At 59.1% G+C, this 20,864-nt stretch carries 15 protein-coding genes; 4 read left to right on the top strand and 11 right to left on the bottom strand.

All coding sequences use genetic code 11. The annotated features are described in order from the left end of the window. Positions 1-556 precede the first annotated feature (556 nt). Both ybiA and TSACC_RS08435 read right to left on the bottom strand, forming a co-directional pair. Entirely contained in the window at positions 557-1,009 is a 453-nt protein-coding gene (ybiA, locus tag TSACC_RS08430) for a riboflavin biosynthesis intermediates N-glycosidase (RefSeq protein ID WP_075078895.1), read from the bottom strand. Continuing rightward, positions 1,006-2,322 (bottom strand): hemolysin family protein, encoded by a 1,317-nt coding sequence (locus tag TSACC_RS08435; protein WP_075078896.1) that lies wholly within the window; start codon positions 2,320-2,322, stop codon positions 1,006-1,008. Before TSACC_RS08435 ends, ybiA begins: the two co-directional genes overlap by 4 nt. A gap of 189 nt (positions 2,323-2,511) precedes the next feature. Between TSACC_RS08435 and speA the strand changes: the two genes are divergently transcribed. The 4 genes from speA to gcvP are packed head-to-tail and all read left to right on the top strand — an operon-like array spanning position 2,512 to position 8,697. Further along, on the top strand, positions 2,512-4,437 hold the full coding sequence (gene speA / locus TSACC_RS08440) for a biosynthetic arginine decarboxylase (protein WP_075078897.1): 1,926 nt from the start codon (positions 2,512-2,514) through the stop codon (positions 4,435-4,437). Further along, the gene (gene gcvT / locus TSACC_RS08445) at positions 4,434-5,501 is read left to right on the top strand and encodes a glycine cleavage system aminomethyltransferase GcvT (RefSeq protein ID WP_075078898.1); all 1,068 of its coding nucleotides are present in this window, start codon (positions 4,434-4,436) and stop codon (positions 5,499-5,501) included. The genes speA and gcvT overlap by 4 nt, the downstream gene beginning before the upstream one ends. After that, positions 5,498-5,878 (top strand): glycine cleavage system protein GcvH, encoded by a 381-nt coding sequence (gene gcvH, locus TSACC_RS08450; protein ID WP_075078899.1) that lies wholly within the window; start codon positions 5,498-5,500, stop codon positions 5,876-5,878. Before gcvT ends, gcvH begins: the two co-directional genes overlap by 4 nt. Next, positions 5,875-8,697 carry an aminomethyl-transferring glycine dehydrogenase gene (gcvP, locus tag TSACC_RS08455; protein ID WP_084400319.1) on the top strand — a complete coding sequence of 941 codons (2,823 nt, stop codon included), beginning with the start codon at positions 5,875-5,877 and terminating at the stop codon, positions 8,695-8,697. The genes gcvH and gcvP overlap by 4 nt, the downstream gene beginning before the upstream one ends. Here gcvP and TSACC_RS08460 read toward each other — a convergent pair. Genes TSACC_RS08460 through miaB form a run of 9 tightly spaced genes read right to left on the bottom strand, consistent with a single transcriptional unit; the run spans position 8,640 to position 20,843 of the window. Further along, complete coding sequence (locus tag TSACC_RS08460) at positions 8,640-11,531, bottom strand: glycosyltransferase family 117 protein (RefSeq protein ID WP_075078901.1); 2,892 nt, start codon at positions 11,529-11,531, stop codon at positions 8,640-8,642. The two genes, gcvP and TSACC_RS08460, sit on opposite strands and share 58 nt — an antisense overlap. Continuing rightward, positions 11,524-14,652, bottom strand: a complete 3,129-nt coding sequence (locus TSACC_RS22275) for a polyprenol monophosphomannose synthase (RefSeq protein ID WP_202815932.1) — start codon at positions 14,650-14,652, stop codon at positions 11,524-11,526. The genes TSACC_RS08460 and TSACC_RS22275 overlap by 8 nt, the downstream gene beginning before the upstream one ends. A 33-nt stretch (positions 14,653-14,685) precedes the next feature. Continuing rightward, positions 14,686-15,996, bottom strand: coding sequence for a hypothetical protein (locus tag TSACC_RS08470; protein WP_075078902.1), 1,311 nt, complete (start codon positions 15,994-15,996; stop codon positions 14,686-14,688). Positions 15,997-16,005: 9 nt separating this feature from the next. Beyond that, complete coding sequence (gene def / locus TSACC_RS08475; RefSeq protein WP_075078903.1) at positions 16,006-16,527, bottom strand: peptide deformylase; 522 nt, start codon at positions 16,525-16,527, stop codon at positions 16,006-16,008. 2 nt (positions 16,528-16,529) lie between these two features. Beyond that, positions 16,530-16,949, bottom strand: a complete 420-nt coding sequence (locus TSACC_RS08480) for an ExbD/TolR family protein (protein WP_075078904.1) — start codon at positions 16,947-16,949, stop codon at positions 16,530-16,532. Positions 16,950-16,965: 16 nt separating this feature from the next. Beyond that, a complete protein-coding gene (locus TSACC_RS08485; protein ID WP_075078905.1) occupies positions 16,966-17,601 on the bottom strand; it encodes a MotA/TolQ/ExbB proton channel family protein in 636 nt (211 codons plus the stop codon). 2 nt (positions 17,602-17,603) lie between these two features. Next, positions 17,604-18,671 carry a hypothetical protein gene (locus tag TSACC_RS08490; protein WP_075078906.1) on the bottom strand — a complete coding sequence of 356 codons (1,068 nt, stop codon included), beginning with the start codon at positions 18,669-18,671 and terminating at the stop codon, positions 17,604-17,606. Further along, complete coding sequence (locus TSACC_RS08495) at positions 18,668-19,507, bottom strand: DNA-3-methyladenine glycosylase family protein (protein WP_075078907.1); 840 nt, start codon at positions 19,505-19,507, stop codon at positions 18,668-18,670. The genes TSACC_RS08490 and TSACC_RS08495 overlap by 4 nt, the downstream gene beginning before the upstream one ends. Beyond that, a complete protein-coding gene (miaB, locus tag TSACC_RS08500; RefSeq protein ID WP_075078908.1) occupies positions 19,485-20,843 on the bottom strand; it encodes a tRNA (N6-isopentenyl adenosine(37)-C2)-methylthiotransferase MiaB in 1,359 nt (452 codons plus the stop codon). The genes TSACC_RS08495 and miaB overlap by 23 nt, the downstream gene beginning before the upstream one ends. Positions 20,844-20,864: the final 21 nt, after the last annotated feature.

The raw sequence follows: 20,864 nt of genomic DNA on the forward strand, positions 1-20,864 counted from the left end.
GGCAGTTATGGTGTTTTTCATGGTTTATTCTTAAATATGCATGTCTGCGTATATGCTTTCATACAAATATGCATCTTTGCACATATGCGACCGTGGAATTTCTCTAGTTTCACGCTGTGCTGAAGGGCGCATTCGCTCTCGTGCGAACGGAGAGATTTGGGAATGATTTTGCTTATTTAAATAACGCATAAACGCCTGTTCGCATCAATGCGTTCAAATTGGCGAACGATTAATGCCGGCCATTCGTTGAATTCGCACTTGGCCGGATGTCCGCGGAGCCGGCAAGAAGCAGGGCAACCACGAGAGTCCCGGCGCTGGCTTTCGCATAATGTGCCAGGTGAATGAGGACCCGGTTTAGGGATTAAGAGCTCTCAATTGCGAAGGATGTCCCCGACTGGAGAGAAGCCGACGAGGGGATACCGGGGAAGGATGAAAGCCTCGGGAGTACTCGCATTGGTGGTCCCCAACGAAGATTACCGGACGCAGATGCTATGCTCACCAAGGGGCGACCCAACAAGCGAACGCCTACCTCGCCTCTGAGGCGAGATCCTATCGGCTACAGCTCTCCAGATCGCAGCTTGCTCCGGGCTTCCATCAGGATCTTGCCCAGCATGTTCTTTCCGCTCCCGTCTCCGCCATTGCCCCAGTAACTGTCCCGTGGGGTATGTTCGACGAGGAGGCTGTCTCCCGTGGAGAGCAGGACATCGCGGACGGATTGATGCTGTCGGACTTTCTCCGCGATGGCACGGCGCATGACGTCGTCCTTGATCTCTTCCCAATCCGGGCGGAGCGGGACATCCCGGCTGCGGCCCAGGTCGGCGGCTTCCCGTGGTGTCTCGGCGGCACGGATACATTCGCGGTAGGCCTCGTCGTGGAATTTCTGCGCTTGGAAATAATGCTCCGTCGTCGGCCAGACCTTCCCCTCCACCTCGATCGGGAGCCGGGCGAAGTTCGTCAGGAGGCCAAAAGCCTCGTTCGGTTTGTAAAAGCAGACAGACGTCGGATTCATGATTGCTCTTGTTCGCTGACACGCGTAATTCTGACGCGCCGGATTCCAGAGGCCTGAACAACAACGATTTCGACGCGGAACTCCTCCAGCTTCAGCTCGGCATCCCGGGCGATGGCTTCCGGGAACTGCCGCTTGATCCACGTCTCAACCGTCTCCCGGGGTTGGTACTCAAAGTTCCATCCTGTCTCCGCACGCAGTTCCCGCATGGAGAGGCTTCCGTCGACAAGGATCGAATTCTCGGTCTGCTCGTAGATGGGCCCCCGCTCGATATCGAGTTCATCGCGGATTTCGCCGACGATTTCCTCAAGCGCGTCTTCAAAGGTGATGATGCCCGCCATTTTCTCGTCGGCGTCCAGCACGACGGCAAGGTGGCTGCGGGAACTCCGGAAAAGCTCCAGCAGGGTCGGCAGGGGAGTGCGCGGGGTGAAAGTCAGCACGGGCCGGATCAGCGGCTGGAAAGATGCCTCTGGACCGAGCGCCTGGATCTGCCAGAGCCATTCCTTCACCAGTACCATCCCCAGCACGTCATCAATGCTGCCCTGACAGACCGGATAGCGACTATGCCCGCTGGCCTGGGCGATGCGCAGGTTTTCCTCCGTCGGCTTGTCGGCCCACAGGGCGATCACCTGATCGCGAGGCAGCATCACCTGCTGGGCGGTCACGTCGCGCAGGCGAAGGGAACGCACCATGATCTTGTTGATCAGGGCGTCGGAGCGATGGACGTGGCGGGAATGGCTCAGGACGTACTCCAGCTCGTCGGCAGAGAAGCCATGTTCCCCCTCCGATGCGGGCTGAAGCCCCGCCCAGCGCAGGAAGGTGTTGGCCGTTCCGTTCAGGATATAGATGAACGGGTAGAAGATATAATGAAAGACCAGCAGCGGAGCAGCCACCCCGAGCGAGACCTCGCGTGGGCGCTGGATAGCGAGCGACTTCGGTGCAAGCTCACCCAGGACGATGTGCAGAAACGTGATCGTCGCAAAAGCCAGCGTAAAGGCGAGCGTATGGTGGAAACTGACCGGAATGCCGAGCCAGTGAAAAATCGGCGTGAGCCAATGGGCGAGGAAGGGTTCGCCCAGCCAGCCGAGGCCGAGACTGGAAAGTGTGATGCCGAGCTGGGTGGCGGAGAGGCAGGCATCGAGGTTGTTGACCGCCTTGAGCGCCATCGGTACCCGCCAGTCGCCTTGGCGAAGCATGGGTTTCAGCTGACTGGCCCGGATCTTGACGATGGCAAACTCCGCCGCCACGAAAAAGCCGTTGGCGAACACGAGGAGGAGGATGACCAGCAACTGCCAGCCGAGAGTAAGTAAGGTCATCTAGATCAGGGGCGAACCAAGAGGCATTTTCTGCCGCCTGTCCCTCAAAACAAGCTTCGATACTGCGATTTTCATCACCTCGTGAGCCGCAGATTTTGTACCAGATTTGGCCTAAAGGAAAAAAATCGCGAGGCGGGCCGATAAGATGCATTGAAATGTAGGCCCGGAGCCTGTTATGTGCGCGCGACCATGTCTGATTTTGGTCGAGAAGATGCCATTGCTCTCTACAACGTGGATCGTTGGGGCGGAGGGTACTTTACCGTTAATAAACGCGGCAACGTCACTGTGATGCCGAATGGGTCGAGCGACCAGAAAATCGATCTCACCGAGATCATCCGCGAAGCCAAGTCGCGAAATCTCAGTTTTCCGCTGACCGTGCGTTTCCACGACCTCCTGCGTGATCGGGTGGAGACGATCAACCGCGCTTTCGCCGATGCCATCGCGGAATCCGGTTACCAGAACGTCTACCGCGGCGTATTTCCCATCAAGGTGAACCAACTGCGTGAGGTGGTGGAGGAGATCCTGGATGCGGGCAAGCCATGGCATTTCGGCATCGAGGCGGGCAGCAAGCCTGAGCTCATTGCCGCCATGGCGCTGCACAGCGACCCTGAGAGCCTGATTATTTGCAACGGCTACAAGGACACGTCGTTCATTCGCAATGCCCTCGTCGCTCGCAAGCTCGGCAAGATCGTCATTCTCGTGGTCGAGAAGCTCGAGGAGCTCAAACACATTCTCAAGGTAGCTGCCGACATGAACGTCGAGCCGATGATCGGCCTTCGTGTGCGCTTGCTTTCCAAGGGCGCTGGCAAATGGGCCACCAGCGGTGGTGAGAATGCGAAGTTTGGCCTGTCGACCGCCGACCTTGTACGCGCCAGCGACATGCTGGCCGAGAACGGACTTTCCCAGGCTCTCAAGCTCGTCCATTTCCACGTCGGCTCGCAGGTGCCCGATATCGGCACGATCAAGCGCGCGGTGAAGGAAGCCTCCCGCTTCTACGCCAAGCTCTCCAAGATGGGCCACCAGATCGAGTACCTCGATGTCGGCGGCGGTCTGGGCGTTGACTACGACGGCTCGCGCACGACCTTTGACAGCTCGACCAACTACTCGCTGAACGAATACGCCCGCGATATTGTTTACAGTGTCATGGAGGTGTGCAACGCCGAGCATGTCGCGCATCCCACCATCGTGAGCGAAAGCGGACGCGCCATTGTGGCCCACCATTCCGTGCTCATCGTTGAGACCTTTGGCTCGATTGAGAAAAACTCCATTAGCACCGATACGGTGACCGCCGAACCGGGCGACCCGCCGCTGGTGCAGGATATCATCGAACTTTCCGAGAACATCGGGAAAAAGAACCGCCTGGAGAGCCTGCACGACGCGCAGGAAATCCGTGAGCGTGCGCAGTCGATGTTTGACCTCGGTATGCTCGACCTTCGCGCCAAGGCTCGCATCGAGACCGTCTACTGGCAGATTGCCGAGGAGGTCGTCGCGATGTTCCGCGGGATGCGTTACATCCCCGAGGAAGTGAAGGAAATGGAAGTCGCGCTCGGCGACCAGTTCCTGTGCAACTTCAGCGTTTTCCAATCGCTCCTCGATCACTGGGCGCTCGGCCAGCTTTTCCCGGTCATGCCGATTTCGCGACTCAACGAACTTCCCGACCGTAACGCCACGATGGTCGACATCACCTGCGACTCGGATGGCAAGGTGAGCAAGTTTGTCGACCTTCAGGACGTGAAGGAAACCCTGCCTGTGCATCGCTGGGTTCCCGGCGAGCCCTACTATATGGGTTTCTTCCTCGTAGGCGCCTATCAGGACATCATGGGCGACATGCACAATCTCTTTGGCCGCGTCAATGAGATGCACATCTATCTCGATGAGGACGAGGATGCCGGCTACTATGTCGAGGAGGTGCTCCCCGGTAGCACGATCGGGCAGGTGTTGACCCTCACGCAATGGGACACCAATGAGCTGGCCCGCCGCATCAAGGCCCAGGTCGACGCTGCCATCAAGGGCGACCGGCTCAAGCCTAATGAGGCGATGAAGCTTCTCGACGACTACGAAAAGAGTTTAAATACCTACACCTACCTGAATTTCGACGACCAGAACACGAAGTGAGCGCACGCCGCACCCCATTATATGATAGCCATCTCGCCGCAGGCGGCCGGATGGTGGACTTTGCCGGCTGGGAGATGCCGGTTCAATACACCGGAATCCTCCAGGAACACTCCACGGTACGAACCGCTTGTGGAGCTTTCGACATCTCCCACATGGGCGAGTTTTTCGTCTCGGGTGCGGGTAGCGTAGCCTGGCTCGATGGCCTGCTGACCAACAAGGTCGCGGCGCTGGAGATCGGGCAGGCACAATATTCGCTCATGCTCAACGAGCAGGGCGGTGTGATCGACGATTTGATCGTCTACCGCATGGGCGAGGAGAGTTTTCTCATCATCGTCAACGCAGCTAAGATCGACGAGGACGAGGCCTGGATGCGGAAGCATCTCGTTCCCGGCATCGAGTTTGCCAACAAGAGCGACGACTACGCTGCTCTGGCGATTCAAGGGCCCAAGTCGGGCGCGGTTTACGAGGCGCTCTTTGGGCAGCCTCTTCCGGAGCAACGCAATCGCATCGTGGTGCATGGCGACATTTACGCCGTGATCACAGGATACACGGGCGAGGTGGGATTTGAGATCGTGGTTCCCGCTACCAAGGCTGCCGAGTACTGGGACAAGGTGCTCGCCGCCGGAGCTGTACCGGCGGGCCTGGGCGCACGCGATACCCTGCGCCTGGAGATGTGCTATCCGCTCAATGGCTCCGACCTTTCGCCGGAGCATACCCCCTTGGAGGCCGGACTCGGCTTTTTCGTGGATGTGCTCAAAGGCGACTTCATCGGCCGCGAGCGTCTGCTCGAGCAGAAGTCCAAGGGACTGACACAACGCCTCTCCGCTATCGAGGTCATTGGAAAGTGTCCGCCGATTCGTTCGCACTACCCGGTGCTCGCCTTCGGCAAGAAAGTGGCCGAGACGACCAGCGGCGCGCTTTCGCCCAGTCTCCAAAAGGGAATCGCCCTCGCGTATCTGCCAATCGAGCTTGCCAAGGTCGGGCAGGAACTTGAAATTGAAGTTCGCGGAAAAGCGTACAGCGCCGTCGTAGTGAAGAAACCTTTTTACCAGCCGAAACCATGAATGTTCCCGATGATTTGAAATATGCCGAAAGCCACGAATGGATCCGAGTCGAAGGAGACATCGGTACGGTGGGAATCACGGATCATGCGCAGGAAGAGCTGACCGATATCGTCTTTGCCGAGCCTCCGAAAGTCGGCGAGACCTTCGGCGTCAAGTCGGCTGCGGCCGTGGTGGAATCCGTCAAGGCGGCCAGCGACATTTACACTCCGGTTTCCGGTGAGATCGTGGAGATCAATCCCGCCATCGTCGACAATCCGGCTCTGCTCAACACCGACCCGCATGGCGAAGGCTGGATCTTCAAGATCAAGCTCTCCAACCCGTCCGAACTCGACGCGCTTCTCGACGCTGCTGCTTATCGTGAGCTGATCGCGAAATGAGCGGGGTGCCATTCGCCCGCCGTCACATCGGTCCCTCGGCAGCCGAAGTCGCAGAAATGCTCCACACCATCGGTGTGGAGACGCTCGACGCCCTCATCGATCAAACCGTGCCGGCGGAAATCCGCCGCCGCGAGTTGCTCAATCTCCCGGACGCCCGCTCGGAGGAAAAGGCCCTCAGCGATCTCGCCGAGATCATGGAGCACAATGAGCTCAAGCAGAGCCTCATTGGCATGGGCTACGCGAATACGCATCTTCCCGCGGTGATCCGCCGCAAGATCCTGGAGAATCCTGGCTGGTACACAGCCTACACGCCGTATCAGGCGGAAATCTCCCAGGGTCGCATGGAGGCGCTGCTCAATTTCCAGACGATGATCTGCGACCTCACGGGGATGCAGATTTCCAATGCCTCCCTGCTCGACGAGTCCACCGCCGCCGCCGAGGCGATGGCGATGGCTCGCGACATCAAGGGCGGCGACACGCTTTACGTCGCGGAGGATTGCCATCCGCAAACCATCGCGCTGCTGCGCACTCGCGCGGAGCCCATGGGCATCCGCGTTGTCGTGGGCTCGGTCCACCAGCTTCCCTCAGAACCCGTTTTTGGTGTGGTTGTTCAATACCCGGCGACCGACGGCGTGATTCACGACCTGCGTTCCGTGGTGGAAAAAATCCACGCGGCAGGAGCTGTTGCCATCGTGGCGGCGGATCTTCTTGCTCTCACGCTGATCACTCCTCCGGGAGAATGCGGCGCGGATATCGTGGTCGGCTCGGCCCAGCGCTTTGGCGTTCCCTATGGCTACGGCGGACCTCATGCCGGTTTCCTCGCCACCAAGGATGAGTTCAAACGCAAGATGCCGGGCCGTTTGATCGGCATCTCCCGCGACGCGGAGGGCCGTCCGGCCCTGCGTCTCACCTTGCAGACTCGCGAGCAGCACATCCGTCGCGAAAAGGCGACGAGCAACATCTGCACGGCTCAGGTTCTGCTGGCTGTCATTGCCTCGATGTACGCGGCCTATCATGGCCCGGAGGGGCTGAAAGGTATCGCCCGGCGCATCCATGGAACGACCCGTAAACTCGCGGCTGCCCTGCAGGCGAGGGGATGGGCGGTTCATCAGGGGCCCTACTTCGACACCATTCGGCTATGGCTGGCGGGTGACTATGCGAAGGACCTCCTGCGTCTGGCCGAGTCTCGCGGCATCAATCTCCGCAAGCTCGACGAGCACGCGATCACGCTGACGCTGGACGAAACCTGCGACGACATCTCGGCCCTGCTCGATCTCTTTGAGTTGACGCCTGAGGACGTGGCTGCCGAGGTCGCCGAGATCATTCCCGCCGCCCAGCAGCGTACGAGCGAGTTTCTTACCCATCCGGTCTTCAATTCCTATCATACGGAAACGGAACTGCTGCGCTACATCCAGCGCCTCGAGTCGCGCGACTTGTCGCTCACGACCTCGATGATTCCACTCGGCTCCTGCACGATGAAGCTGAATGCGGCAGCTGAGATGTACCCGGTCACCTGGGAAAAGGTCGGCGGTTTGCATCCCTTCATCCCGAAGCATCAGGCCAAAGGGTATCATCTCATGTTCCGACAGTTGGAGCGCTGGCTCGCTGAGATCACGGGCTTTGCCGCCGTTTCGCTCCAGCCGAATGCCGGTTCCCAGGGCGAATACGCGGGCCTGCTCGCGATCCGCGCCTACCTTCATTCCAAGGGCGAAACCCAGCGCAATATCTGTCTGATCCCGACCTCCGCGCATGGCACCAATCCCGCCAGCGCCGTCATGGCCGGTCTCAAGGTGGTGGCGGTGGCGTGTGATGCGCTCGGCAACATCGACGTGGCCGACCTCGACAAGAAGATCGAGGCGCACCGCGATTCCCTCGCCGCGCTCATGGTGACTTATCCGTCAACGCATGGCGTCTTCGAGGAGGGCATCAAGGCGATCTGCGCCAAGGTTCACGCCGCAGGCGGTCAGGTTTACATGGACGGCGCCAACATGAATGCCCAGGTCGGCCTCTGCCGTCCGGGCGACATCGGCGCGGACGTCTGCCACCTGAATCTCCATAAGACCTTTTGCATTCCGCACGGCGGAGGCGGTCCCGGTGTCGGGCCGATCTGCGTCGCGGCGCATCTGGCTTCCTTCCTGCCCGGTCACTCCGTGATCAGCCTCGGACGCGAACACACCGTTGGCGAAATCGCCCAGGCCCCTTGGGGTAGCGCGAGCATCCTCGTCATATCCTGGATGTACATCGCCATGATGGGACCGAACGGTCTCGTCGAGGCGACCGAAGCCGCCATTCTCAACGCGAACTACATCGCCGCCCGCCTGGAGAAGTATTTCCCGATCCTTTACAAAGGATCGCAGGGCCGCGTTGCGCACGAGTGCATCGTGGACTTCCGCGAGTGGAAGCAGCGCGCCGGGATCGAGGTGGAGGATGTGGCCAAGCGCCTGATGGATTACGGCTTCCACGCTCCGACCATGAGCTGGCCGGTACCCGGCACGCTCATGATCGAGCCAACCGAGAGTGAATCCAAGGCCGAGCTGGATCGTTTCTGCGATGCGCTCATCGCCATTCACCAGGAGCTCGTCGAGATCGAGCTGGGAACGCTTTCCAAGACGGACAATCCGCTCAAGAACGCTCCGCACACGGCGCAGGCCGTGATCGCTGACGACTGGGCGCATCCGTACAGCCGCGAACGCGCCGCCTATCCGGTGCCGCGCTTGCGCGAGCACAAGTTCTGGCCCGCCGTTGCCCGAGTGGACAACGTCTACGGCGACCGCAACATCATGTGCTCCTGCCCTTCCGTCGAGGAAGTCGCAGGTTGAGTCCCGCTGCTCGGGGGAACTCCACCGCCTGGTGAGAGGTTCCCTCCGGGCTGGGCGAGGCTCTGGAATTCCGGCTCATTCCTCCACGACTTGAAGAAGTCGTCATTGAGGATTTGCTCACGCATGCTGACGCCGCCGATCTCGATGGCTTTTCGTGCAGTGTCGTAGAATTCCTTCTTCTTGTTTAGCGAATAATAGACGCGGGCGAGCAGGAGGAAGTTTTGCGCATTGGTCGGTTCGATCCGAATCAATCGTTCTGCCGGCGCCAGAGCATCCTGCCACTTGCTATTTACTCCGTAGTAGGTGACAGCAATTCTCAGCATAGCGGGATCGTCCGCCAGGTCGTTGGTACCTTTGTTGACGACTGCCTCAGCCTTTTCCGACTCTCCGACTCGGGAATAGAGCTCGATCAGCTTGTCGACGATTTCGCGGTTGCGGGGCTGCTGTGCGAGGGTGTCCTTGAGCCCGCGTATCTCTCCCTCTGTTTTCTTGCGTTCCTCAGCCATGATGGCGAGACGCCAGAGCGGGAGATTGTTGTAGTCCTTTTCCAGCGCCTTCTGGAAGAGCGCGATGCTGGTGTCGAAGTCTCCCTTGTCCCACAGCAGGCGAGTCAGCACTGCAATGACTTCGATGTTTTCCGGCCAGAGCTCAAGCGCTTCAAAATACGCACGGATCGCCTCATCCTTCATTTTGCGATACTTGTAGATGTTGCCAATCGTCTGTCGCAGTTTCGAGAAGGAACGCTGGGCGTCGTAGTCGCTGGCGTATGAGGGATCGTTGAGGAGTTTGGCTTTGTAATCCTTCCAAAAGGCAAAATCCCTGGCGACCGCTTCTGGCGGGATGCGGTCCAGCTTTGTCTTGCTTAGCTGGTAAACAAGGCCATGCGGTATCGCGTAGTCATAGGTCCACGGGATGGAGAAGCTCTCCTCGATGAAGAAGTCGTGCCGGTCCTTGTTTTTCTCCCAAATCCATTTCAGGATGGCTCCCATTTCAAAGGAGTAATCTGCCTGCTCTTCCTTGGAGGCCGTCTTTTTTGCATCTTCGGTGATGACCTTGCACTCCTCGGGAGAGGGGAGAGCTATGGTTTCCTGCGGGTAGGTGTTTTCCCGGCCCAGCCATTTCTCAAAGGCGTTCTTCGGCTTCGGACGCGCGGTCGTGTAGTGATCCCGCAGATACTTCATGTAGTTGGACTCACCGAGCGCGTTCTGGGTGATGATGTAAAGGTCGCGTCGATCAAAGCCCGGGTCACGCTTGAGCGCAGCTGGCTGCGGGCTTTCCCCGAAAATCATGTACGTCGGGACGAAGCGCCCGGGATCCGAACCGCCAATCACGATGGACCCCTTGGGCAGGTCCTTCAGCATGTCATGGCCAAACATCCAGCCAAACCAGTGATTTCTCTGGCTGGCCTCGGAGAAATTCACCAGGAAACCGTAGGCCGGCATGATCGGAAGGAGCGCCGTGATCCAGATGAGCTTCGTCCGTCTCCGCGTCAATGCATCGAGCAGGTAGCCGCCGCCCATCACGCACAGCAGTGAGAAGATGAGGTTGGTATAGGTGTGATACGGCATTTGCAGCCACCACCCGTCAGCGTCGATCTTGGCACCGTCCAGGATGGGCTGAAGGAACGCGGCGAGAACAAATGCGATGTGTAGCAGATAGATCCAGGTGCGGCGGTTGAGCGACAGTCGGAGGGCAGCCAGGATGGAGCAAAAGTAAAAGATGATGCTGAATGGCGTGAAAGACCGGTTGAGCTGAAGCCAGAAGAATCCAGCCCACTCCACGAGCACTTCCCGCTTGCTGCGTTCCACCTCTCCAGCCTTGGGCTTCGTTTGCTCGCCCGGATAGGTGCCCATGAAGCGCCCGAGAGTCTTGATGCTCTGTTCTGTCAGCGGCCCTTGATATTGGGAGCGGTTGATGGAATAGAAGAATCCCTGCGCCTCTCGCGTGTAGCTCCAGTTCATCGGCGGATTCGTGGACGATGCCAGCGGCATGTACACATAGGAAAGAAGTCCCGCGATTACCGCAAAGGGAAGAAATGCGATCAACTTGACCCGGATGCGCAGTCGTCGCTTCCAGAGCAGAAATGCTCCTCCGATTGCAACGCAATAGGCGAGGCGGATGGCGGTTTTAAGGACCAGGACATCGCCTGAAAGGATGGCAAAGCCCAGATAAACAAGGAGCGCCGTGACCATGGCAGCGAGCAGCCAGTCCCAAAATGCACGGCGGCGCAGGAGGAGGATGAGGAGAAAAGGCAGCGGGGAAAGGACGAGCGTGAGATGGTGATTGCCAAATGAGAGAGCCAGGACAAAGAAGGCTCCGATCATGAGGCTGTCCCGTTGCGGGCCATGCACCCACCGGTAGAGCAGCAGGAGAAAGATCGCCGTCATCAGGGCATGCAGGCCGTAGACCTCCGCGATGACTGCCTGCGACCAAACCGAGAAGCTGAAGGCAAGAGTCAGGGCGAAAGAGCCGGATATGACGATGTTGGCCCAGCGTTGACCGGCTTCCCCGAAAAAGCCCATCCATCGCAGGATGTTGTTGCTCATCATGGCGGCGATGCCGACAGCTCCCGCCGTGCAAACTCCGCTCCACACAGCGACCTCCCAGGCCATGTTGCCGAGTGGCAGAAGTTGGAAGAGCCAGGAGGTGAATGTCCACAGCGGATATCCGGTCGGATGCGGCACGCCGAAATGCCCTGCGGCGACGAGAAACTCCCCTGAGTCGAGCAAGGTGACATTGGGGGCTGCGGTGTAACCATATACCGCCAGGGAGACGAGGAATGCTCCCAATCCACAGAGCCAGTCGGCGCGGGAGAAAATTCGACGCTTATTCATGATTCGATTCCTTGGGAGTCTGGGCTGGATTCTTCGTCGCGAGGCCCAGTTGGAGGGTGCGCAGAGCTGCCTCGATCGCGATGCCGATGGTCATCTTGGTCTCTCCATCGCGGCGCTCGGTGAACACGATCGGGACCTCGACGAGCCTCGCTCCTGCCTGCCAGAGGAAATAGTGGAGTTCGACCTGGAAGCCATAGCCCTCGGTCTTGAATTTCTTCCAATCCAGCGGACGAAGCACAGAGGTGCGAATCGCCTTGAAGCCGCTGGTCGCATCGGTCAGCGGGAGTCCGGTGACTGCGCGGACATAGCGCGATGCCGTCGTGCTCAGGAGCAGTCGATGCTCCGGCCAGTTCATGACGCGCACACCGTGGAGATATCGGGAGCCGATCGCGACATCTGCTCCCCCATCGAGAGCGTCGATCAGGTGAGGCACATCTGCCGGATCGTGAGAAAGATCGGCGTCCATCTCGAGGCAAGCCTCGTAGCCATGCTCTATACCCCAGCTAAAGCCATCGCGATATGCGCTGCCCAGCCCGAGCTTGCCTGATCGAGCGAGGAGATGGATGCGCTGGCCAAATAGTTCGTGCTTCTTTACCCAGTCGCCAGTGCCGTCGGGAGAGTTGTCATCGACGATGAGGACATCCACTCTCGAGTCTGCCGACAGCACCTTGGCCAGCGTGACGGGGAGGCTTCGGATTTCGTTGTAGGTCGGGATGATCACGACTGCCCGACGGATGGGAACCCGCTCTGCCGGACCCGCGTTGGGCGAGGTTATCCCAGTCGGTCTATCCGATATCAGAAGCGATTTGAAGCCGGGTGCGGGAGATTTTGGTAAAAGTCCGATGGCGACAACACCCAACCACCCGAGCCATCCCAGAGCACTGAGTGCCAGGCTTGCGCCGTACCACCAGGGAGGCGCAAACCGAAACTCCACGCTTTTGGCGCCCGGAGGCACGTAGAGCCCGAGAAGAGCGCCATCGACCTCGTCCGTCCCTGCCGTGCGGCCGTCGATGGTTGCCCGCCAGTCCGGATGAAAGGCGAGAGGTAATACAAGCCAGCCCGGGGAGGGAACCGTGGGCAGCGAGATCGTACGGTATCCGAACCGGGTTTCCGGGGAAACCGGCGAGAGGCTGGGCATCGAAGGATTGGACCTTTCATTCAAGACGTAACCATCATTTTCCAGTCGACCGATCCTGCCAGGGATCGGCTCATCCTGGGGCAGGACGGCGATCGATTCCACCTTGGCGAGCCGCAGGGAGGCCTGGGCAAACTCGGCCATCTTGACGTCGCCATCGACGTATTCGTGCGCCATGAAGGCGGGGAAGAGCGCGGCCGGATTTTCCAACACGAGAAAATGCTCGTTTTCAAATGCGGTCGGGAGCATCCGGGAGAACTTCGCCTGCGTTTCCGTATCGAGATCAGGGTCCTTTTTGTCGATCAGGACGTAAGCGATGCCGCCGATCTTGAGATAGGCTTGCAGGTAATCGGGAGAGATCCATGCGACGGACTGCAGGTAGCTCATTCCGCGCTGCATGAGATAGGCGTTGAAGGCCTCATTGTTAAGCCCTCGACCGGAAAGATGGGGCGTCAGCAGATAGAAATATCGGCCCGACATGGGATAGACCCATCCCGCCTTCGGGGCTTTTTTCAGGAATTCCTGCGTAGCCAGAAAGTCTGTGAACGTCTGGCGATCCAGCGGACTCTGGAAGAATGGCTTGAAGTAGGCCGAGGTGTCGGCAACTGCCAGGACAAGAGCTGCGGCGCCCACCGCCCATTTGGGAAAGCGGGAAGGCAGGATCAGGTAAAGCAGATATCCCGCGGTGCCGGTCGCTCCCGCGAGAAAGAAAATCCCGATGATCTGGGAGAAATCATGAGGAGCTCTGAGGTCGGCGTAAAAGGGAAGCCAGCCGATCAGGCGGAATCCCGGCACGAGGAGATAGATCGCGCAAAAGACCGCTCCGATGCCTGCGCGCCCGGCAAGGCTCCTGGGCAGGAGGGAAAAGATAATCCAGGGTTGGATGAGAAAGAGCACCCATGAAATGGGCACCGCCACATCGTTGGCCGTGACGGCGAGTTTCAGGAATTCCAACTGGCCAGTGAGAATCGAGAACGGCCCGAAGGACAGCCAGTGCAGAAAGAGAAACAGGGCGATGCAGAGCCGGCAGGCCTTTCCTGCCACGCTGTCGTAGAGCGCTGCAGGCTTGAGCAGAAGGACGGCTCCCAGAATGATTGCGGGAACGAGCCCGAGATAGTTGCCGCCCTGCGCCGTCGTCGGAGCGAAGACTGCTTTCATGCCGGAGGAGAGCAGCCCATCCCGGTCCAGCCACAGCAGGTTCGATTTCAGGGAAAAGGCACGCAGCCAGCCCTGGAAAGGGGCGATTTCAAAAAGCGTGACAAAGCGCATTTCCCGTACGGCCGGCAGGTTGGGCAGCACGCCGAGGAGGGAGATGACGATGATTGCCAGCAACCACGGCGCGGCCGCGACATGCCACGTGCGCTGCTTCCAGAGAATCACTATGGCGAGGTAGAAAAACAGGGCGGGAGCGAGGAGCGCTGCGGCCTTTCCATACGTGAGGAGGAGGAGGGAAAGAGCCCCGCTGAATAGCAGGGCATTTAGGAAGGTGGAGCGCTCCGCCATCGCTGTGGCGCTCCACATGACAAAAGGAATGACAGCAAAAGCCGCGACAAACACCATATGCTCCACCCCACCGAGGCGGACATAGATCGATGCGGTGAGGAGGAATGCAAAGGAGGCTATCGTTCCGGACAGAGGATTGCCGGTGAGGCGACGAATCCAGCCGCAGACGCCGAACATCGCAATGAGCAGGCAGAGCATCCCGCCCACCTTTGGTCCAGCAAAGATGCCACCGATGGCCGACGCGGCCAATAGCCACAGGCTCGTCACTGTATGGCTGATCAACGGCGCAAGCGAACTGCCTTGCAGAAAATTCGATGTCCACCAGGCCGGTCCGCTCCCGCTGTTCCAGCCGTCCTTGATGTCAATAGCGCGGGCGACGTTTGCCAGCATCTCCTGGTTGGAAGGAGGTTGCGCTATCCAGAATGCTCCCAGGATACTTAAGAGAACGACCGGAAAAAGCCATTTCAGCCAGCCACGCTTCATAAGGAACTCCTGCTATCGTTGGAAAGGATCGTGCTAGACATGCGAAGGGGAACCGGGCTTGGGACGGAGTGCCACCATGATCATGACGAACACCGCCAGCATGTAGTAGTAGTTGCAAAACGCCTGTTTGCCGAAGAGGAACATCACAGAGTGAATTGCGACCAGGGTAAATGCCCAGTCCCAAAGTGTGCAGGAGCGCTTCACCAGAAGATAGAGGGCGCCTGCACTGAGAATGGCGATGTAGATCGCGAGCAGCAGAAGTCCAGGCAGCCAGAAACCGAGTGTTCTTTTGCAAAGTGCGACGATCGACAAGGCATCGTCCCGGAATGGCATTCCGATGAGAAGGTCGATCGTGCTGGTGTGGAAGCCTTTGATATCCCAGAGGAGGAATGGGCCGAAAATGAGTGCGCATGTGAGGGCCATCACCCCGGCGCCTTGCAGGGCTTTTCTCCACCCGACTGAACGAAGGATGTAGATCAATGAGGGTACGGCCACGAGGAAGCCGTATTGTTTTGTTGTGACGATCACTCCGAGCACGGCGCAGGCGAGCAGCCAGCGCTGTTTGATCAAGAGGACGGCAGTGAGCACTGTCAGGGCGGCGGGAATGGTGTCCACCCAGGCTTGTTCCAGCATGAAAAGCCCGACAGGGAAGCTGAGAAAGAGCAGAGCGCCTTGCTGGCTTTCCGTGACATTGCGACCCGCTGTGCGGTTGAGCCAGTAAAAGCAGACAGCAGCGAGCGCGGTGCAGATCACCGTCGCGTATCGGATGTCACCCAGCAGCCATGTCGGGATGGTAAAGAGAAGCAAACCCGGCCAGTAGGTGAAGCGGGGCACGTAGTCGTAGGCTCCAGAGTACATATCCGGAAACTCGATCGAGTACGGGTTCTGCCCGGTGAAAAGATATCCGACAGCGTCCCGGTCGATCATGAAGACATCGATCTGAGGATCTGGCGATGCCATGAGGGTGAGAAACTGCGTGTAAAACAGCAGAATGATCACGGCCACGAATGCCCAGTACCGACGCCGCTCCGAGAGCGCCAGGCCGACGGCATACACGATCAGCGCGATAAGCAGGGTGAGCTTGATCGCGAAATAACTGGCGACCATGGGCATCGCGACCGGCACATACATGATCCTGGGTTGGATGATGGCGAGACCGATAAAAAGCAACGTCGCTCCCGAGATGACCTTGGGCACACTCTCTTCCCGATATTTTGCGAGCCGGTAGCTGAAGAAAAAGAGGATCGTCGCCAGAGCCAGCACGACGATCGCGCCCCAATGGTACATGCCGCGCGAAACCCACAGCACGATACCTAATGCAAGCGTGTAAAAGACGGGAATCATCCCTCCGGTCTAGAAATTAAGCGCCTTGCGATCCTTGTCCGACATGCGATCGATGAAAAGCACGCCCTGCAGGTGGTCATACTCGTGCTGGACCGCGCGAGCGAGGAGTCCATCAGCTTCAAAGTTCAGGGCCTGACCCTCGGCATCGATGGCCTTGACCTTGACCCGAGGCGGGCGATCGATGTCGGCGCGTATGCCGGGAAAGCTGAGGCAGCCCTCGACTCCAGCCTTGGGTTTGCCGATGAGTTCCAGCTCGGGATTGATAAGGACCATGGGCATGTACTCTTCCAGAGCGACCTTTTTGCCATCCACCCACATGGTACTCGGGCGGTCCTTGATGCCGTCGACATCGATGACGCAAAGCTGGAGGGGGCGGCCGACCTGCTGGGCCGCGAGTCCCACGCCATCGGCCTCATACATCGTTTCGAGCATGTCGGAGATCAGTTGCAGAAGATCGCGGTCGATCTTTTCGATATTGCGTCCTTTGGCTCGCAGGGCGGGATGCCCATATTCGACTATCTCGAGGATCATGGTCAGGGAGTGTTTGGCGGTTGGGTGAATGCCGGGATATTGCTGATGCCCGCCTCTTTGAGGGCATCGAGGACCTGCACGACCACGCCGAATGGCGCTTCACGATCGGCCTTCATTGCTATGGATCGCTCCGGATGTTGTTGCCGGGCTTGCTTGAGCGTGTCGGCAAGTGAGGCGAGAGCAACAGGCTTGCCGTCCAGCGTGATGGCATCGGCATTTTTGACTTCCAGGAGGACGGGGGCGTTTTTCTCGGCTGGTCCGGCTTCGGCCGTCTTTGAGTCAGGGAGATTGATCTTCATCGTCGGCTGGTTCTTTTGGAACGTCGTCGTGACGATGAAAAAGATGAGCAGGATGGCCAGGATGTCGATCAGCGAGACAATGATGACCGAGGGCGCCTTTTTCTTTCGGGTATAGAACCGCATGGACCGGTCTCCTGGTTTATGCGCCGTGCTGGGGATAGCACTTGGCGATGAGATCGGAAACCATCGACTCCATCTCCACGCTCATAACCTCGATACGGCGTTGAAAGTGATTATAGGTAACCAGGCAGGGAACCGCCACTCCGAGGCCCGCGATCGTGGTGTTCAGCGCTTCAGCAATTCCCCGTGCGACCAGCACGGGATCGGACCCGATGGAGGCAAAGATGCCTACCAGACCGGAGAGAGTACCGAGCAAGCCGAGCAGCGGAGCGATGCCGGTGGCGATCTCCAGGACGACGAGACCGGCTTCCAGCCGCGCCACCTCGTGGCGGGCTCGAGTCTGGACGGCTTCGATCGTCTCGCCGCGCGGCCAGGAGAGGTGGCTGATCACGGTATTTACGATACGACCGAGAGCGGAGGGGTTCTGTTTGATGAGCTTTTGCAGCGGCTCAAGGCTGTCGCCCGGTTGCAGGCGCTCAATTTCTGCGCTGATTGACGGGGGAAGAACCGCGTTTCGGCGAATGGCAGTACCTCTCAGGATCATTACCGTGACAGAGATCACGGATAGGATCAGCAGGAGGAGCATGAAGAAGCCTCCCTTGATGAAGAAATCCAGGGCTCCTTGAATGATCGAGGCGAGCGGGAGTAGTTCCATGGTCAATTACCGAGAATAGTAAACGAGTATTCGATTTCAATGCGCCCGCCCTCGAGCAAGGGGACGAGTTCCGGCGGGATGCGCGGGATCTCAGCATCACTGATTGCCCGTACACTGCAAGACGCAAAGCTTTCATTGGAGGTGTTTTCCAGCACCTTCAATTGCTCGATTTTTCCGTCCTGCCGGACGACGAAGCTCACCCTCAGAGTACCCACATTAAGCAGGCTCATGTCCTGCCTCACGTAGTAGTACCAGCGGGAGCCGATGGCGTCCGAAATCATCTTTTTGTACCTGCCCAGAGGCGTTCCCGTGGCTTCCAGAGAGGCGCGGCCGCGGTTGGAGATATTGCCCTTGAGCCGTGTAATACGTGTCTGCGGTTGGTAACCGGGAGCGCCCGGGGGTTGGGGAGGCTGCTGCGGCTGCGGGGGCTGTTGGGCAGTCTGCTGTGTTGGCTGCTGCTGAGGTTGTTGAGGCTGTGGCGGAGTTGGTCGCGGGGTCGGCGTGGCTGTAGGAGTAGGCTCCAGCAGGGCAAGGGGTGTGGTTTGCCGGGGAGTCATTACCGGGCGCGGCGTGGGGGTCGCTGTCGGTTGGGGCGTTGGCTGTTGTTGCGCCTGCTGCGATTGCGGTTGTTGGGCCTGCTGTTGCTGAGAAGGCGGAGGCACCTGCTGGCCGGGCCTCTGGCTATCCGTATACTCGCGGTTACGCAATTCCATGCCCGGCGAATCCTCGCCGTCCTGGGTCGGGATGGGAGCCTGGACGGAGCTGGTTTGCTCGGATGCTCCCTTGGTATCCCGATCCGATTCAAAGGGGGAGTTCTTGGGCGGAGTTTCCGACGGCTGGGAATCGGTGCTGTCGACGAAGATGGGCTTGGTCACCTGGGGCGGAGGTGTCGGAGGAGGGGGCTCGACAATGGTGAGTTCAACTGTCTGATCCTCAGGAACGGGCGCGGGGCGGTACATGATAGCCGCAGCCACCATGAGGATGAGCAGCAGATGCAGGAGGATGGAGATCGCGAGGGCAATCGCGACCTTGCGCCTTTCCGGCGTATCTTCTCCGTACAACCACTTCATGCTGCGGGCAGAGTCTTGGTGATTCGGGCGTGGTGGAAAAGATATTGCTGCACATATCCCGCGTAGATGCCGAATTTCCGGGCGGAATATTTCTCCAGGGTGAGGTTCGAACCCTTGCGTTTGCGCATGGCGAGGAGGATGCGACCGATCCACACATCGACGGGCACGGCATCCAGACGTTCGTAGGCAAAGAGCAGGATGCAGTTGGCCACCTTGCGTCCGACTCCGGGGAGAGTGCAGAGAGCCTTGCGTACTTCCGGGGTGGGCAGCGATGCAATGGCCTCAAGGTCGATGGTTTCTTCCGCCACAGCGCGCGCGGTGCCGAGGAGTCCCTTGGCACGGAACCCCAGTTTACAGTCCCGCAAATCCTCCTCCTTCAAGGCGGCGAGCGCGTCTGGAGTGGGATACGCGTTGATCAAGGAGCCTGGAACCTTTTTCCCATACCGTTCGCGCAGGGTGAGGGAGATTTGCCGGATATGGCTCACCTGCTTCATCGGAGAGGTAATAAAGGTGCCGACGCACTCCCAGCGAGGCTGGCGGATGATGCGCAACCCGCGGCACGAGTGCAGAGCCGCAGTACTGAAGGAGTCCTTGGGGAACTCCTCGTAGATGACCTCCAGCGGGTGATCGAAAGAGAAGTACCTGGCTATCAACTCCTCCCTCCCTTCTTCCACGAGGAGCCACTCGCCGTCCTGCTCGATGTAAAAAGGCGTGCGATCCGCCAGCACCTGCCAGCCTTTTCCGACCGGCATGGCATGAAAGACCTGACCGCTTTCCAGCGTACGCTTCAGATCGAATTCCCGAGCCCGGACCTTACAGCAGGGCGGGATCGCCATACAGGGTGGATGTCGAGGCGGAGACGATCTGCACGTCGAAGACCTGGCCGATGTGCCGGGGAGCACCCTCGAAGACGACCACCTTGTTCGTACGGGTGCGGCCGGTCAGGCGTTCCGCGTTGGTCTTGCTCGGGCCTTCGCAGAGGATTTCCACCCGCTGGCCGACATGGGCATCCAGCTTTTCCCGGGACGATTTGTTGATGACAGAAAGAAGGTCCTGGTTGCGGGCTTCCTTCACGTCTTCCGGTAGCTGGTCACCCATGGTTGCCGCCGGGGTGTCACGCCGGGGCGAATACCGAAAGATAAACCCATGGTCAAACCCGACGGTCTCAGCCAGCTGCCTTGTCTGCTGGTAATCCTCCTCGGTCTCGCCGGGAAAGCCGACGATGATGTCCGTGGTGATCGCGATTCCCGGTCGTGCTTCACGCAGACGCTCAACCAGCTTGAGGTATTTTTCGGCGGTATAGCCGCGGCGCATGGCCTTCAGGATGCGGTCGGATCCGCTCTGCAGGGGCAAATGTACGTGCTCGACGAGCTTGGGCAGACGGTTGAAGGCGTTGACCAGATCCTCCCGGAACCCAATGGGGTGAGGGGAGGTGAAGCGCACTCTGGCGATCTCCTCCACCGCGCAGACCGCCTCGATCAACTGGACGAACGGGCTGATCCCGTCGCGTTTCTCAAATTCATGCCGACCGTAAAGATTGACGATCTGGCCGAGAAGGGTGACTTCGCGAACCCCTTGGGCAGCCAGTCCGCGTACCTCGGTCACGATGTCTTCGATGGTCCGGCCGCGCTCGGCGCCCCGGGTCTGCGGCACGATGCAAAACGCGCAATGCATGTTGCACCCTTGCATGATCGAGACAAACGCCGTGGCCTGCTGGGCGGCATCGAGATGCTCTCGGATATGCGATTGCGAGCCCGCCTCTTCCTCAACATCCACGATAGCGAGGCGCTCATTGTCCATGCGTGTCTCCATCTTGCGGCGGATCAACTCGTCCACATAATCCGCCACGCGGTGAAATTTCTGCGTTCCCGCGACGAGGTCCACATTCGGTGAGGTTTTCAGCAACTCCTCACCACGACTTTGGGCCATGCATCCCAGATAACCAAAGACCAGATGCGGGCGTTTTTCGCGCAACCGTTGCAGCATTCCCATTTTTCCAATGGCCTTTTGCTCGGCCATGTCGCGAACGCTGCACGTATTCAGCAGGATCACGTCGGCGTCCTGCTCATCGTTCACCATCTGATAACCCCGGGCGACGAGGGAGCGGGCGACATGGTCGGAGTCGCGCTCGTTCATCTGGCAGCCGTAGGTTTTGATGTAGACGTTTGGCATCGGGAGAAACGATCAGAATAC

The sequence above is a fragment of the Terrimicrobium sacchariphilum genome, from assembly GCF_001613545.1.
GTDB classification, from domain to species: domain Bacteria; phylum Verrucomicrobiota; class Verrucomicrobiia; order Chthoniobacterales; family Terrimicrobiaceae; genus Terrimicrobium; species Terrimicrobium sacchariphilum.

What these genes read in the sequence shown, in the direction of transcription:
- ybiA (WP_075078895.1), bottom strand. Translation starts at nt 1,009, where the DNA reads ATGAATCCGACGTCTGTCTGCTTTTACAAACCGAACGAGGCTTTTGGC.
- TSACC_RS08435 (WP_075078896.1), bottom strand. Translation starts at nt 2,322, where the DNA reads ATGACCTTACTTACTCTCGGCTGGCAGTTGCTGGTCATCCTCCTCCTC.
- speA (WP_075078897.1), top strand. Translation starts at nt 2,512, where the DNA reads ATGTCTGATTTTGGTCGAGAAGATGCCATTGCTCTCTACAACGTGGAT.
- gcvH (WP_075078899.1), top strand. Translation starts at nt 5,498, where the DNA reads ATGAATGTTCCCGATGATTTGAAATATGCCGAAAGCCACGAATGGATC.
- gcvP (WP_084400319.1), top strand. Translation starts at nt 5,875, where the DNA reads ATGAGCGGGGTGCCATTCGCCCGCCGTCACATCGGTCCCTCGGCAGCC.
- TSACC_RS08460 (WP_075078901.1), bottom strand. Translation starts at nt 11,531, where the DNA reads ATGAATAAGCGTCGAATTTTCTCCCGCGCCGACTGGCTCTGTGGATTG.
- TSACC_RS22275 (WP_202815932.1), bottom strand. Translation starts at nt 14,652, where the DNA reads ATGAAGCGTGGCTGGCTGAAATGGCTTTTTCCGGTCGTTCTCTTAAGT.
- TSACC_RS08470 (WP_075078902.1), bottom strand. Translation starts at nt 15,996, where the DNA reads ATGATTCCCGTCTTTTACACGCTTGCATTAGGTATCGTGCTGTGGGTT.
- def (WP_075078903.1), bottom strand. Translation starts at nt 16,527, where the DNA reads ATGATCCTCGAGATAGTCGAATATGGGCATCCCGCCCTGCGAGCCAAA.
- TSACC_RS08480 (WP_075078904.1), bottom strand. Translation starts at nt 16,949, where the DNA reads ATGCGGTTCTATACCCGAAAGAAAAAGGCGCCCTCGGTCATCATTGTC.
- TSACC_RS08485 (WP_075078905.1), bottom strand. Translation starts at nt 17,601, where the DNA reads ATGGAACTACTCCCGCTCGCCTCGATCATTCAAGGAGCCCTGGATTTC.
- TSACC_RS08490 (WP_075078906.1), bottom strand. Translation starts at nt 18,671, where the DNA reads ATGAAGTGGTTGTACGGAGAAGATACGCCGGAAAGGCGCAAGGTCGCG.
- TSACC_RS08495 (WP_075078907.1), bottom strand. Translation starts at nt 19,507, where the DNA reads ATGGCGATCCCGCCCTGCTGTAAGGTCCGGGCTCGGGAATTCGATCTG.
- miaB (WP_075078908.1), bottom strand. Translation starts at nt 20,843, where the DNA reads ATGCCAAACGTCTACATCAAAACCTACGGCTGCCAGATGAACGAGCGC.